At 58.7% G+C, this 13,905-nt stretch carries 14 protein-coding genes and 4 tRNA genes; 17 read left to right on the top strand and 1 reads right to left on the bottom strand.

Annotated elements, in window-relative coordinates:
- The 9 genes from PGW49_RS08720 to PGW49_RS08680 form a co-directional block, all read left to right on the top strand.
- A partial coding sequence (locus PGW49_RS08720; protein WP_270226265.1) for a hypothetical protein occupies positions 1-726 on the top strand: 726 nt, incomplete at its 5' end.
- Positions 727-992: 266 nt separating this feature from the next.
- Positions 993-1,583 (top strand): hypothetical protein, encoded by a 591-nt coding sequence (locus PGW49_RS08715; RefSeq protein ID WP_270226264.1) that lies wholly within the window; start codon positions 993-995, stop codon positions 1,581-1,583.
- Positions 1,584-1,606: 23 nt separating this feature from the next.
- On the top strand, positions 1,607-2,131 hold the full coding sequence (locus PGW49_RS08710) for a hypothetical protein (protein ID WP_225093582.1): 525 nt from the start codon (positions 1,607-1,609) through the stop codon (positions 2,129-2,131).
- Positions 2,132-2,242: 111 nt separating this feature from the next.
- Positions 2,243-3,025 (top strand): dCTP deaminase/dUTPase family protein, encoded by a 783-nt coding sequence (locus tag PGW49_RS08705; RefSeq protein WP_006236350.1) that lies wholly within the window; start codon positions 2,243-2,245, stop codon positions 3,023-3,025.
- Between the two features lie 358 nt (positions 3,026-3,383).
- On the top strand, positions 3,384-4,172 hold the full coding sequence (locus PGW49_RS08700; protein WP_195644992.1) for a DUF3825 domain-containing protein: 789 nt from the start codon (positions 3,384-3,386) through the stop codon (positions 4,170-4,172).
- Between the two features lie 138 nt (positions 4,173-4,310).
- Positions 4,311-4,385, top strand: a tRNA-Val gene (locus PGW49_RS08695).
- A 378-nt stretch (positions 4,386-4,763) separates the two neighbouring features.
- Entirely contained in the window at positions 4,764-5,579 is an 816-nt protein-coding gene (locus PGW49_RS08690; protein WP_270226263.1) for a hypothetical protein, read from the top strand.
- 66 nt (positions 5,580-5,645) lie between these two features.
- The gene (locus tag PGW49_RS08685) at positions 5,646-5,918 is read left to right on the top strand and encodes a DEAD/DEAH box helicase family protein (protein ID WP_270226262.1); all 273 of its coding nucleotides are present in this window, start codon (positions 5,646-5,648) and stop codon (positions 5,916-5,918) included.
- A gap of 518 nt (positions 5,919-6,436) precedes the next feature.
- A tRNA-Ala gene (locus PGW49_RS08680) sits at positions 6,437-6,509 on the top strand.
- A 210-nt stretch (positions 6,510-6,719) separates the two neighbouring features.
- Here the strand turns inward: PGW49_RS08680 and PGW49_RS08675 are convergent.
- Positions 6,720-6,795: transfer RNA gene (locus PGW49_RS08675), tRNA-Ile, on the bottom strand.
- Between the two features lie 625 nt (positions 6,796-7,420).
- Between PGW49_RS08675 and PGW49_RS08670 the strand changes: the two genes are divergently transcribed.
- The 8 genes from PGW49_RS08670 (at position 7,421) to cmk (ending at position 13,905) form a co-directional block, all read left to right on the top strand.
- Positions 7,421-7,493, top strand: a tRNA-Ala gene (locus PGW49_RS08670).
- Between the two features lie 75 nt (positions 7,494-7,568).
- A complete protein-coding gene (locus tag PGW49_RS08665; protein WP_270226261.1) occupies positions 7,569-9,602 on the top strand; it encodes an ABC-F family ATP-binding cassette domain-containing protein in 2,034 nt (677 codons plus the stop codon).
- The gene (locus PGW49_RS08660) at positions 9,589-9,885 is read left to right on the top strand and encodes a hypothetical protein (protein WP_238057677.1); all 297 of its coding nucleotides are present in this window, start codon (positions 9,589-9,591) and stop codon (positions 9,883-9,885) included. The genes PGW49_RS08665 and PGW49_RS08660 overlap by 14 nt, the downstream gene beginning before the upstream one ends.
- Before the next feature lie 9 nt (positions 9,886-9,894).
- The gene (locus PGW49_RS08655) at positions 9,895-10,578 is read left to right on the top strand and encodes a site-2 protease family protein (RefSeq protein WP_148346669.1); all 684 of its coding nucleotides are present in this window, start codon (positions 9,895-9,897) and stop codon (positions 10,576-10,578) included.
- 84 nt (positions 10,579-10,662) lie between these two features.
- On the top strand, positions 10,663-11,472 hold the full coding sequence (locus PGW49_RS08650; protein ID WP_270226260.1) for a segregation and condensation protein A: 810 nt from the start codon (positions 10,663-10,665) through the stop codon (positions 11,470-11,472).
- An 11-nt stretch (positions 11,473-11,483) separates the two neighbouring features.
- Positions 11,484-12,203: an SMC-Scp complex subunit ScpB gene (gene scpB / locus PGW49_RS08645; RefSeq protein ID WP_270226259.1), complete on the top strand. Its 720-nt coding sequence runs from the start codon at positions 11,484-11,486 to the stop codon at positions 12,201-12,203.
- 22 nt (positions 12,204-12,225) lie between these two features.
- A complete protein-coding gene (locus PGW49_RS08640; protein ID WP_270226258.1) occupies positions 12,226-13,152 on the top strand; it encodes a pseudouridine synthase in 927 nt (308 codons plus the stop codon).
- 66 nt (positions 13,153-13,218) lie between these two features.
- Positions 13,219-13,905 carry a (d)CMP kinase gene (gene cmk, locus PGW49_RS08635; protein ID WP_195246672.1) on the top strand — a complete coding sequence of 229 codons (687 nt, stop codon included), beginning with the start codon at positions 13,219-13,221 and terminating at the stop codon, positions 13,903-13,905.

Raw genomic sequence — 13,905 nt, 5'->3', positions numbered from 1 at the left:
ATCTCGCAGGCGCTCGTGGTGGACGGATGCACCGTCGACGCCCGGGCGGACGGGGCCGATATTACGGACGAGGCGGTAGCGGGCGTGATCGCAGGCGACATGGCCGTGCGCGGCGGCGGGCGCGTCGTTGCCGCGGGCACCGGGTCCGGAGCGGGCGTGCGCGCATACGGTGTGTATCTGCAGGATGTGGGCATTGGCGATGGTGCGGCCGGCTGTCGGCTTTCCGTCGACGCCTCATGGCTCGATGCGGCAGGTACCGATGGCGGCGTCGCGTGCTTGGGCGGCTCGCTTGTGTCCGCACGGTTTGTGACGCCTGCCGGCGGGGCCTTTGGTGCTGACGGCGTGGTGAATGCTGCCGGTGCGATGGCACCGCATGTGGTGGTTGAGCCCGATGCCGCCACGCCACCGGCAGGGGAGACCGATGGAGACGACGTGCCTGGATGCGGGGAGGGTAAACCAGATGGTAGTGCCGGCCCTGCTGCAGGGCAGCCCGGTGCGGGGCCGACGACGGATCCAACGGTGAAACCTGCGGCCACGTCGCCCAAAACAAACATAACGATCAAGACGACGGTGACCAAGACCACAGTGCCTGCGTCCTCTAAGCCTAAAGCCACCAGCACGACCGCAACGACACTCCCCAAGACCGCCGACAGCGACTGGATTGCCGCTTCCGTAACGCTTTTCCTTCTGGGAACAACGCTCCTGGCTGCCGCATTTCGCTGCTAAGGCCCCGTTTAAGTGAGACCAGAGAGGGATGAATGCAGCTATTGCAGAAGTCTTTAGCCTACTACTAAATCAATTTCTTAGAGATTGGTGCCGTATCAGCCATCGCTGCGACGGCACTATTTTGTTCAGCTCGACTGCCTCTCGATCCATTACCGATGTTGAGCCTTACACCCCATCTGCCAGAGCGATAAGATAATTGCAATCCAAATGCTACCGTTTATAAAGCTTCATTTGGACCCAATTGCCTATATCACTGGAGTCATAACATGAGGAACTACTATCAAATCAAAACCGTCGCATCGTCCCCTCCAAGGAGGCTCATCCCGATCGGAAAAGTCATCAGCGTTACTGGGCTTGTATTGGCAATTGTCAGTTTCTTTTCCGCTCTGCCATCGAGTGCCAACATATATGGCTCGCTTTCTTTTACTTTCTTACTCCTTGGCTTATTCTTTTTTGTGGACGGGCTCTTTCTTGTTATTACTGCATCAAGGCAACAAGAGAATCTACTAGGGCTACGCCAATCGCTCCTAGAAGATGATCCTCAAATCGCCGCGAGCGCCGAAGAGTTTATGTCTCAGCGAAAGGCCCTGACACAGCAAGGCGAAATTACTGGCATCTTCATTGTCCATAATGCAACCAAAGATCTGTACTACGTAGGCCAAAGCGCAAAGGCAATTGATCGAGCGGCCATACAGTTTCTCGGTAGGAGCAATTGCGATGTGTATGCCGATTACAAGTACGGTGACTCATTCAACGTGCGAATAATCCAGCTGTCGGAAAGCGGCTACGAAAGTCTCAATGAGCTAAAACGCGCAGCGATACAAGCGCTCGAGGCTGCTGGCGAGGAGCTTTATTAAGGGCGACTGTTAGGATTAATGCAATGGCAAGCTCAAATAACACAGGCAACAACGAGGAATTAACGCCGTCCGTCGAAGAAACGCTTCTTAACGAATCCGGCTCGATTGCCAGGGTCAAATCGTTCTCATGGATTTGGTTTATCAATAAGGAGCGAATCCACGACATAAATCCTGTCCAATGCGGCAAATGGATGTTCTTCTTCTCTCCATTCAAAACCGCCCTCATGGACGACATTGTCGGAACCGCAGTTCTTGATGGCGTCGTCGTAGAGGCCAAATACTCGAATCCCGAAACGCTCATCGCGGCGGGCTCGAAACAAGGTGTCTGCTGCTTTTACCTAAACGGAAACGATAGAGAAAGCCATAAGAGGGTACTGAGCTACATGCTGGAAAACGGGCTAATCAGGAAGACAAAGACTGGAAAGCTGTATAACATTTCGTTCAAGTTCGACACTGAGACCTACGCAGGAAAGTACAAGGGGAGCGGCTTCTCCGGAAAGATAAAGCTCGCGGACTTCGTTGACCTGGAGACGGGAGAGTTTATTTAAGGGTGCGTGCCGAGTAGAGAAGTTGAACTTACTTCACCTGTGTCCCCTTTGGGGACAGCCGCCAGTGCAATACCTCAGTGCTATACTCGTTGTCCTAAGGAAGTGGTTCATATGTACTTGAGCGATACTAAGATTCAAGAGCTTATCGACAACAAGGTGCTGCTCAATGCCGATGCTTCGAACATCGGCCAGGTTACGTATGACTTGCGCACCGACGGATTCTACATTAATGAAAGCAAGCAGTTCGAGGTCGAGCTTGGCCCCGGAGACTCGACTTTTGTCTCTTGCGTTGAATGTGTCGCGCTACCCAACAATCTGACCGCTAGCGTACTTCTGCGCAATTCGCGCATTCGCCAAGGGCTTTCTTTGGATGCACCGCTCTATTTCCCTGGCCATGGAACTAGGCTGTTCTATCGTGTTACAAACGTAAGCGGCAGCACCATTACCCTCGATAAGTCTAAGGGCATCGCGCAGGTCGCATTCCAGCACGTCGAAGGCACGGTTGCCCATCCTTACCATGGAGCCTTTTCCGATGAGCTTAACTTTAATGGGCTCGCCGACTATTCCGACGTCTATGCCGGAGAGCTCAAAAAGGTTGAAGACAAAAAGGAAGAAGTTGCCAATATCGAATCTCGTATTTACGGTAATGTGCTGGCACTCTTTGCCGTCTTCGCCGCGATCTTTACGCTCGTGAACGTTAATGCCGGAGGGATCTCTTCCGATATTTCGACCGTCCGTTTCGTTGCGCTTGACCTGCTAATTATCGGCGGATTTCTGGTCCTTGCGTCTGCAATCGAGGCTTTTCTTATTAAGGACAAAAAGAAGAAGGCACGACTTCCGCTCGGGATAGGTGTCACGTGCATTGTCTTTGCTGTTGTCCTTGCATTCCTCTAAGTACTTAGAGGATTAGGGGAAAGCAATATAGGTTCTGAGACGGGGTGCCCCGGCGTTTGCCGTGGCACCCCTATTTGTTGATCGGACTTCCATTTTTCAAATTACATGGCCGCCATAGCAGCCCCAAGACATCTGCTATTTAAAAAAGCATGTCTCGAAAGCGTAAAATCGGGGTCTGGTCGACAGATCTCGGTTTTTCCCGCACTACGCCTGGATCCAGGACCTCGTATCCGAAAGCCGCTCCCGCGACGAGCTCGTCAAAGAACTAAGGCGCAATTGCGTTGTGCGTCTCGACGGTGCGTCGCACGTATAGAATCTAAGCATCCGCATGCCGGTTATTGAATGGAATGGACGCCACATGGAACTCCCTAGCACCCTGTGCAGCAATGTGTACGACTTCGCGTTTTGCCCCGAGCCCTGCTACGACCGCCTGGTCGATCTAGCCGACCCCGAGGACTGGGGTCCCAGTAACCGCATCCTCAAAAACTATCTGTCGTTCTCGTTTAGCCGCGCGGTGTTCCTGACCGAGCGCGACGTGGACCAGACCGCGCCGTCCAACCTGCCGTTGGTGTTCGATGACGACCGCTGCCTGTTCAACACCGGCCTGTACACGCGCCGTTACGAGACCATCTATGGCCTGTTTGAGCCCAACACCAAGCCCGACGCGCGCCAGCGCTGGTTTTTGAAGGGCTTCTTTAAGGAGAGCGACCCCATGCTGGTCTCGTTTGAGTACCTGCCGTGCCGCGTGCGCTTTGCCGAGGACCCCTCCGAGCTGGTCTTTGACTACCGCTTGCCCATCCGCTCCAACATCGACCACATTCTGGGCGATGAGGAGAACCTCACGCGTATTCCCGCCAGCCTGATGGGGGAGGGCAACTCGCTACTGCTGCGCCGCGCCTTTGAGGGAGCCGTCGTCGAGGCCGCCCGCCGCGCCGCCGCCAACTACACGCTCGCCGTGCCGCAGTTCTACGGCGGCCGGATCCAGCTGCTGCTGCCGCTGTGCCTAACCGGCGACAAGCCCGAACTGGCACTGACCATCCAACGCGAGGACGGCTTCTACGCCGCACGCACCTGCCTCACGCTCGACATGGCTTACAACAACGCTCGACTTATCTGCCGTCCTGAGACCTCGTGGATAAAGCGGTAAATGGTAGTTTAGCTGCGGTTTTGCCGATTGCTTTGGTTGCTTTGGCTTGACTGGCACTCACGAATTTAAAATCGGGGGCAAAAAGTTCTTGGTAAACCACGCTCGGCTATGATAGTATCTCTTTTGCCGAAAGGCGACGGGCGATTGGCTCAGGGGTAGAGCATATCCTTCACACGGATGGGGTCACAAGTTCGAATCTTGTATCGCCCACCATCAAAAGCGCAGGTCAGAGGTGTTAAGCCTCTGACCTTTTTCCTTTTGACACCAAGGCCGACACCAAAATCGACTCGAAGTCGTATAAGGCGTCTTTTTTTATCGCGCCCTTTTTTGACGCCATTGCATGTTTTGTATAAAACACATCCGTAATTTCAATGAACTCCCCATGTGATTCGAGCGCAAATGTGGAGACAGGGACCGCATGCCCAGAGCGTCTTCCAGCGGATTTCTATCACACGACGGTTTTCGGCAGAACTCGTCAAGCTTTTGGTCAGCGTTTGGTCAGCTTCCGGTACTTACCCGCATGATGCCCCGGTAGATAATCGTCCACGACCACAACCGCATGGTCTACGGCCGATACCAGGGGAGGCGCAAATGGACGAAATCGTCTGCGCAAACACCGCATTCCGTTACTGGCGCTGCCCGCCACAGGTGCGCGATCTCTACCCGCGCCTGCCCAACTCCGAAGAAGGCTGGCGAGCTCTATCCCAAGCCCCATTCGTAACCGACGTCCTCAAGACCCCAGTCATCACAGCAGCATCAACTCGAAGCAACCTACATTCCGAGACAAGACGTACCATCCGATGGAACAGCGCCTATACAGAGAAGGTCTCGATCGACATGGGCATGGGCTTTAGCGTCACAGACCCTCTTCATACGCTATTCACCATGACTCGAAGCGTTTCTTCATGCGACCTGGTTCTGGCCATGTACGAGCTCTGCGGATGGTTTTCGGTTTTTAAACCATCGCCCGCGGTCGACATGGCACTTGAGCAAGCAAAATCAGAAGAAGAGCAGTACACCACAGAAAGTCTTTTTGAACTAGATGAAACCCAAGACGAGGCCCCATGGAAGCGAGTCTATGCTCGTGCGAGCCAGAAGGACAGCGAGAATGATCAAAGTGGGCAGCAGAATGACGGATCCGGAAATAAAGCAAACGGAAAAGGCACATCGCTCTGGATGAGAAAGCCTCTTATTGAAATAGAAGAACTGCACAGATTTGCAGCGAAGGTTAAGGGCGAGATGTGGGGAAAACAATTCTACGAAGCCGCACGGCAGGTAATGGGTATTGCGGCATCCCCGCTAGAAGTTGCTGGAATCATGTTGCTAAGTCTTCCGAGGCGTACTGGCGGAGCGGAGTTTAAAAACATATACGTCAACGACTTAACACCGCTGTCGAATTCAGCTTGAAAAATCGCAGGTCAGAAAATCTGTTACGGCGATATCGTCATCGTAAACCCAATAATAATGAAAGCTGTGCTTATCGAACTTCAGGGAGAGGTTATCCATGGTTCAGGCGCCGTGCTGGACCACGATGCCGCACGAATGACAGCATTACAAAGCATGGGATACGACGTATTTCTTGTAACCCATGACATGCTCAATGATCACGATCAGCTTGATGCCATCATTCACAGTGTGTGTGAGCGATTGGAGTTGCGCTACAAACCAAAAACCGAGGCGATGAGATGCGCTGAGACCAGATTGCGAGCCAACGTTCTGTGCAATTGGCTTGGTATTGGTAAGTAATATTGTTCAAGTGAGCATTATTACTACTTTATATGCTGCCAGTAATTAAGTGCCATTTTAAAACCACGCCGGTTTACTACGTTGGATTGGGGGTAGCTGAGCACACCGAATTCGTCGCTCGTAAAACCGCAGGTAGAATGCCTGCCCGTTTTGCGAATGTAGGCGTGTGGTCGGAAATCCGGGAATCGTCGCAGTAAACCGGTCTGTTTATGAAGCGACCAGCTGGCGCGAGCTGCGCACGGTTCAGTAAATTGACCCGAAGGCGCGGAGAGGGGCTCAGACGAAACCCTCCCGCGGAAGCACCGCGGATTGCTTTGTTCTGGCCGGCGGCACCTGGGGCGACATGCGCGCCCCGGGAAGGAGGGCGGCGGGCTTGCCGCTGCCCGCGGGGCGCGCCCCGCGGGCTATTTCGGGCATCGTGTGTCCCTTCGGCCCCGCGCCGTTCCACGCACCGTAAAATCTTTTCCAAAATTGTCCTTGCATCGGCGGGGGAGTTCCCGTATAGTACTTTCTCGCACGGGGGCGTAGCTCAGCTGGGAGAGCGCTTGACTGGCAGTCAAGAGGTCAGGGGTTCGATCCCCCTCGTCTCCACCCGAGCATTGAATGAGGCTCCAACACAAGTTGGGGCCTTTTTTCATATCTATCGATTTACGCCATGTGTTGACTGAGCAGCATCTTGGCGACATACCCATTGTTAATTACGAATATGAATGTTAATAACTTTACGTATCTGGATAGCAAACCTGGTCTGCAGCGCCAATAACAAAGAGGCCGGGCGTAATGCCCAGCCTCGAAATACTCTGGTGGGCCCTCCGGGATTCGAACCCAGAACCCAGGGATTATGAGTCCCCTGCGCTAACCGTTGCGCCAAGAGCCCTTATGAACGGTGAATGCAATTCTAGCAAAGGCAACTCAGGCCTAATTTCTTCGCTTCACGTCGTGAAATACTACCATGCACGAGCAAGTCGCACAACGCAAGATCAAGTTCGATGCTGAACAACAGCTAATCTAGGCCCGTCGCAGATAAGGAGTGTTTTATAAAAAGTTAAGGCCTTAAATTCAGGGCTTCAAGACATTTCAGCGTGAAATCAACCTGATGCCATTTCAAAACCATGCCCGTTTACTACGACGGATCGGCGACCTTCGACCACCGCGTGTTCTCAGTTTGCAAAACCGCAGGTAGAGAGTCCGACGGTTACACGAAAAGGCGTGCGTGGTCGAACATTACAGATACATCGTAGTAAACCGGCATAGTTCTGAGGCGCAGATGAGGGACGGTTCGCAATCGGACCCGATAATGGGACTGGCGACGCATAGGAAATCCGGTTGCGCGGAGAGGGTCGCGTTCCGCGCGCCAAGTCGGCCGGCGTAGGGGCCGTGCGGGGGCCAGGCGCTCCGCAGGCTGGCCCGGCCCCGCGCGACTCCGGCGCCCGCCCCCGGAAAGTTTTTCCAAAATTGTCCTTGCATCGTCGTCCGAGTTCCCGTATAGTACTTCTTCGCACGGGGGCGTAGCTCAGCTGGGAGAGCGCTTGACTGGCAGTCAAGAGGTCAGGGGTTCGATCCCCCTCGTCTCCACCCGAGCATTGAATGAGGCTCCAACGCAAGTTGGGGCCTTTTTTCATATAGGCACACAAGGTCAAAGGCGGCACCATGATCCTCCTGGTCGACAAGATCGAAAAAAGCTTCGGCGCGCGCGTCCTCTTTAGCGGCGCATCCTTCCAGATCAACCCCGGCGAGCGCTTCGCGCTCGTGGGCCCCAACGGCGCCGGCAAAACCACCATGCTCAAGATCATCATGGGCATCGACAGCCCCGACGCCGGCCAGGTCCAGTACGCAAAGGACTGCCAGGTGGGCTACCTAGAGCAGGAAACCAACCTGGAGCAAAAGGACACCACCATCCTCGCCGAGGTCATGGCGGCGGCCAAGGAAATCCGCCGCATGGGCGAGCGCGCCAACGAGCTGCAGGCCCAAATCACCGAGCTCTCCGAGCAGGGCAAGGACGTCGACGCACTCCTTAACGAGTACGGCCAGGTCCAGGACCGCTTTGAGCACCTGGGCGGCTACGAGCTCGAGAGCAACGCCCGCAAAATCCTGTCCGGCCTGGGCTTTAAGGTCACCGACTTTGAGCGCCCGTGCTCCGAGTTCTCGGGCGGCTGGCAGATGCGTATCGCGCTGGCAAAGCTCTTCCTGCGCCACCCCGACCTGCTGCTTCTAGACGAGCCCACCAACCACCTGGACCTCGAGAGCGTCCAGTGGCTGCGCGGCTTTATCGCCAACTACGACGGCGCCGTCCTCATCGTCAGCCACGACCGCGCCTTCATGGACGCCTGCGTCGACCACGTCGCCGCACTCGAAAACCGTCGCGTGACCACCTACACCGGCAACTACAACAGCTACCTCAAGCAGCGCGAAGACAACCTGGAGCAGATGCGCGCCAAGCGTGCCGCCCAGGAGCGCGACATCGCCCACATGCAGGTCTTCGTCGACAAGTTCCGCTACAAGCCCACCAAGGCTGCCCAGGCTCAGGAGCGAATCCGCAAGATCGAGCAGATCAAAAAGGAGCTTGTCATCCTGCCCGAGGGCCACAAGCACATCGACTTTAAGTTCCCCGACCCACCGCGCTCCGGCGACATGGTCGTGGGGCTCGAGGGCGTCTCCAAGTCCTACGGCAACAAGCATATCTACAGCGACATCGACCTCAAGCTCTACCGCGGCGAGCACGTGGCGCTCGTCGGCCCCAACGGCGCCGGCAAGTCCACGCTCATGAAGATCCTCGCCGGCCTGGAGCCGCCCACCACCGGCGCCCGCGACCTAGGCACCAACGTCGGCGTCGCCTACTACGCCCAGCACGCACTCGAGGGTATGACCGAGTCCAATACCGTCCTGCAAGAGATCGACACCGTTACGCCCAAGTGGACCGTACCGCAGCAGCGCAGCCTGCTGGGCGCCTTCCTGTTTAGCGACAACGACGCAATCGAAAAGCAGGTCCGTGTCCTCTCCGGCGGCGAAAAGGCACGTCTGGCCCTTGCCAAGATGCTCGTGGCCCCCGAGGCGCTCCTGTGCCTGGACGAGCCCACCAACCACCTGGACATCGACTCTGTGGACATGCTCGAGAACGCCCTGCAAAACTTCCCCGGTACCATCGTGCTGATCAGCCACGACGAGCACCTGGTGCGCGCCGTGGCCAACCGCGTGATCGACATCCGCGATGGCAAGGTCACGGTCTATGACGGCGACTACGACTACTACCTCTACAAGCGCGAGGACCTCGCAGCCCGCGCCGCCGCCGAAGCGGCAGGGGAGAGTGCGCCGACCGCGGCCAAGCCCGCCAAGGCAACCGCCGCCCAGGCCGATGCACCCACCGCCACCCCCAAGTCTGCCGAGGGTAAAAAGACCAAGGAGCAGAAGCGTGCCGAGGCCCAGGCCCGCGCTGCGCTCAACAAAAAACTCAAGGGCGTGCGCAACCAGCTCAAGAAGATCGAGGCAGAGCTGGACAAAAAGCGTGCTCGCTATGACGAGCTTATGGAATTGATGGCAAGCGAAGAGCTTTATGCCGATCAGGACAAGTTCAATGCCGCGCTGGGGGAATATAACGGCCTTAAGCAAGAGCTGCCCAAGCTCGAGGACGAATGGCTGGAGCTTTCCACCCAGATCGAAGAGGAGACCGCGCGTGAACTCTCGTAAGGCCGCTGCCGTGGCGATGAGCATCATCGCCATCGCCTGTCGCATCTGCGGCATTTTTATGAGTGCGATGACTGTGTTGTTGTGCTTTAGCGGCCTCACCGCCAAGCTGCAGATCGTGGGCTTTGTCGTTGAGCTTTCGCGCGCGCTGCCGAGCGCCATCGCCGGCTACGGCGTCATCACCTCGCCCTTTGGCGGCGTATTCCGCCTGGATTACGCCATCGTGGCCGTCATCCTGTTTGTGGCCGACTACCTACTCGCTCGCGCCTCGCGCCGCGTCCGCTAGGGGAGCACCATGTCCAGCAGCTACATCATGAACCTGCTCGCGAGCGCCGTCGCCGTCATCGTCGGCATCGTGATCCACGAGAGTGCGCACGCCGCTGCGGCGTGGGCACTCGGCGATAAGACGGCCCGATCACGCGGCCGCGTGTCGCTTAACCCGCTCAACCATATCGACCCGTTTGGCACCATCATCTTGCCGCTGCTCATGCTTGCCGCCGGCGGCCCGGTGTTCGCCTTCGCCAAGCCCGTGCCCGTCTACCTCAACAACCTCAAGCACCCCAAGCGCGACGAGGTCCTGGTGAGCGTTGCCGGCCCCGCATCGAACATCGCGCTCGCGTGTCTTGCCGCGGTCCTCATGCGCCTGGCATATGGCAGCCTCTACACCAGCATGTCCTTTGCCCTGGCGTCACAGATCATGAACTTCGGCGCCACCTTTATCGTGGTCAACCTGTCACTCGCGTTCTTCAACCTCATCCCGATCCCGCCGCTCGATGGCTCGTCGATCATCGTGCCCTTCCTCAAGGGCAAGGCGCTCAACAACTACTACCATCTGCAGCAATACGCTATGCCCATCCTCATCCTGGTGCTGTACCTGCTGCCTACGTGGACCGGCATCGACGTAATCGGCCGCTATTTCGACGTTACCGTGTATCCGCTCGCTGAGCTGCTGCTCAACTTCGCAATCGCCGGCATCTAAGGTAAACTTACAGGTCGACCGTGCAAAACGGTCGCAACATGCACCCAAACCGCGCCGCGAAGGCGCCGTCAAAGGAGGTCGAAGATGTCGTATCGCGTGTCGACGCAGGTCTACAGCGGACCGTTCGACCTGCTGCTGCAGCTGGTAACCCGCCAAAAAGTAGATATCGGCGCCATCTCCATCAGCGAGGTGGCCGAGCAGTACCTTGCCGAGGCCGAGCGCATCGAGGCGCTGGACCTTGACGTGGCGAGCGACTTTTTGCTGGTCGCGGCAACCCTTTTGGACATCAAGGCTGCCTCTCTGGTGCCGCAGGAGGCCCCGCGCAAGACAGGCGACGGTGACGAGGACGACGAAGACCTCGAGGAACTCAGTGCGCTCGACGGCGACGCCTTGCGCGAGGTCCTGATCCAACGCCTGATTGCCTACAAACAGTTTAAAGGCGCGGCTGCGGCCCTCGGTGCCCGCATGCAGGCCGAAAGCCGCATGCACCCGCGTGTGGCCGGCCCCGACCCCGAGTTCTTGGGCCTCATGCCCGACTACCTGGCCGGCATCACCCTGCGCGGCCTCGCCGTCATCTGCGCCGACCTGGACGGCAAGCGCCAGACCTTCCTGCTGGAGGCCGAGCACGTGGCACCGCATCGCGTGCCGCTCGACCTGACGGTGGCCTCGGTCGACCGCTTTACCATGGCGCACCAAACCTGCACCTTCCGCGAGCTACTGGACGGCGATGCCACTACCGAGCAGCTCGTCGTCACCTTCCTAGCTATGCTTGAGCTCGCCAAGCGCGGCTCGCTCACGCTGAGCCAGGACGAGATCTTTGGAACCATCCGCATCAACCGCGTCGAGGGCGCCGAGGCCTATGTGCCCGGCGAGGGCCCCGAGCTCACCGAATAGGAGCCGCAACCATGTCAACCCTTTCCACGCTGGAGGCAAACAGCCTCAAAGGCGCCCTCGAGGCGCTGCTGCTGGTGTCGAGCGACCCGGTGAGTGCGCCCGCGCTGGCCGGTGCGCTCGATATCGCCCCCGGCGAATGCGCGTCGCTGCTCGCCGAGCTCAAGGTTGAGTACGAGGAGGCCAACCGCGGCTTTCAGCTGCGCGAGGTCGCCGGCGGCTGGCGCCTGTTCACGCACCCCGCCTACCACGACGTGGTCGAGGCCTATGTGTTGAGCTGGGACACGCAAAAGCTGTCCCAGGCGGCGCTCGAAACCCTGGCCGTCATCGTATACCACCAGCCCGTAACGCGCGAGGTGGTCAAGGGCATCCGCGGCGTCAACTCAGACGGCGTCATCGCGTCGCTCGTGGACAAGGGTCTGGTGCGCGAGCTCGGCCGTGACCCCCAGCGCGGTCAAGCCATCATCTACGGCACGACCAACGCCTTCTTGGAAAAGTTCGGTCTGCGTTCCACCCGCGACCTGCCCGATCTGGAGCAATTTGCCCCCGACGAGCAGTCGCGTCAGTTTATCCGCGAGCGTCTGAGCGGCCGTAGTATTCAGTCCACACTCGAGGAACAGGCCGAGGACCTGGACGAAGAGCGCGAACTGCTCGATACCGATGTTGCGGCAGTCGAGGACGAGGATACGCTGGTCATCGACGAAACCTCGGAGGATATGCATGACGAGGACTAACGAAGTAGAGGAGACGCGCGCCATGGGCAACGCAGTACCCGCAACCAACGCCCAGCCCGTCTACCCGCACACGATGCGCCTGCAGCGCTTTTTGGCGCGCGCGGGCATGGCAAGCCGCCGCGGCTCGGAGGACCTGATGACCGCCGGCCGAGTGACCGTCAACGGCGAGGTCGCGACCGAGCTGGGCACCAAGGTCGACGTCGACCGCGATCACATCGAGGTCGACGGCATGCCCGTCAAGCTCAACCAAGGCGCCGTGTACCTGATGCTCTACAAGCCGACCGGCTACCTCACCACCATGAGCGACCCGCAGGAGCGCCCTTGCGTGGCCGACCTGGTACCGCGCGACCGCTTTCCGGGACTTTTCCCGGTGGGTCGCCTGGACCGCGACACCACGGGCCTTTTGCTCTTTACCACCGACGGCGACCTGTCGCAGGATCTGCTGCACCCCAGCAAGCATGTCTACAAGACCTACCAGGCACTCGTGGACGGGCAGCTAACCGACCGCGATCTTGAGCCGCTGCGTCGCGGCATAGAGCTCGACGACGGCCTATGCCAGCCGGCGATCTGCCGCGTCATTAACGCGCGCGAGGCAGAGGCTGTGGCTCCGCAAGGCGTCAAGCCCGGCACCACGGCCGTGGAGGTCATCATCCGCCAGGGCCGCAAGAATCAGGTCAAACGCATGCTGAGCAAGATCCACCACCCAGTGATCCGCCTGCACCGCTGCAACTTTGCCGGCCTGGAGCTCAAGGACGTGGTCAAGGGCTCCTGGCGCGAACTCACCGACCGCGAGGTGCAGATCCTCAAAAGCGGCGGTATCCCGCCCAAGCAGGCCAGCGCCAAGCGCGGTGGCAAGCCCCAAGACACGCCCGCCAGCCGCACGCGCCACCACGGCAGCCACGGCTCCGCACCCAAGCGCAACACCTACCGCGAGCGCTACACGGGTTAGGCAACCCGCCGCGCCCCAACGCCTGCGAACCATACCAGCACGTCAACCATCGAAAGGAAGCATTGCATGATCGTCGCCATCGACGGCCCCGCCGGTTCCGGCAAGTCCACCATCGCCAAGGAGATCGCCCGCCAGCTGGGCTTTAACAAGCTCGACACGGGCGCCATGTATCGCGCCGTCACCTTCGCCGCGCTCGACCGCGGCATCGATCTGGACGACGAGACGGCCATCGACGCCCTCGCCGAGCAGATCGAGATCCGCTTTACCAACGGCACTGGCGAAGACACCCGCCTGACCATCGACGGCCAGGACGCTTCGGCCGCCATTCGTACCCCGCAGGTCGACGCCAACGTGTCCAAGGTCTCGGCCTACCCGGGCGTGCGCGCCGCCATGCTCATCCACCAGCGCCGCGCCGCCGAGGACCGCGATATCGTGGCCGAGGGTCGCGACATCGGTACCGTCGTGTTCCCTAACGCACAGGTCAAGGTCTTCCTGACCGCCGACCCGCGCGAGCGCGCCCGCCGCCGCGTGCTGCAGCGCCACCAAAACGACGCCCAACCGCTCACCGAAGAGCAGCTCGAGGCCGAGGTCGACGAGACCCTCGGCGCCCTCAAGCAGCGCGACAAGCTCGACAGCAGCCGCGAGGTCGCACCGCTCGTGCCCGCCGAGGACGCCGTGCACGTCGACTCCACCGCCCACACCATCGATGAGGTCGTCTCGATAATCGAGGACCTCATCAACCAAAGGAGGTAG

It is taken from the genome of Collinsella aerofaciens (assembly GCF_027679495.1).
Classification (GTDB): domain Bacteria; phylum Actinomycetota; class Coriobacteriia; order Coriobacteriales; family Coriobacteriaceae; genus Collinsella; species Collinsella aerofaciens_AK.
The sequence above is the reverse complement of the archived record's forward strand: the minus strand, read 5'-3'. Positions and strand labels throughout refer to the sequence as shown.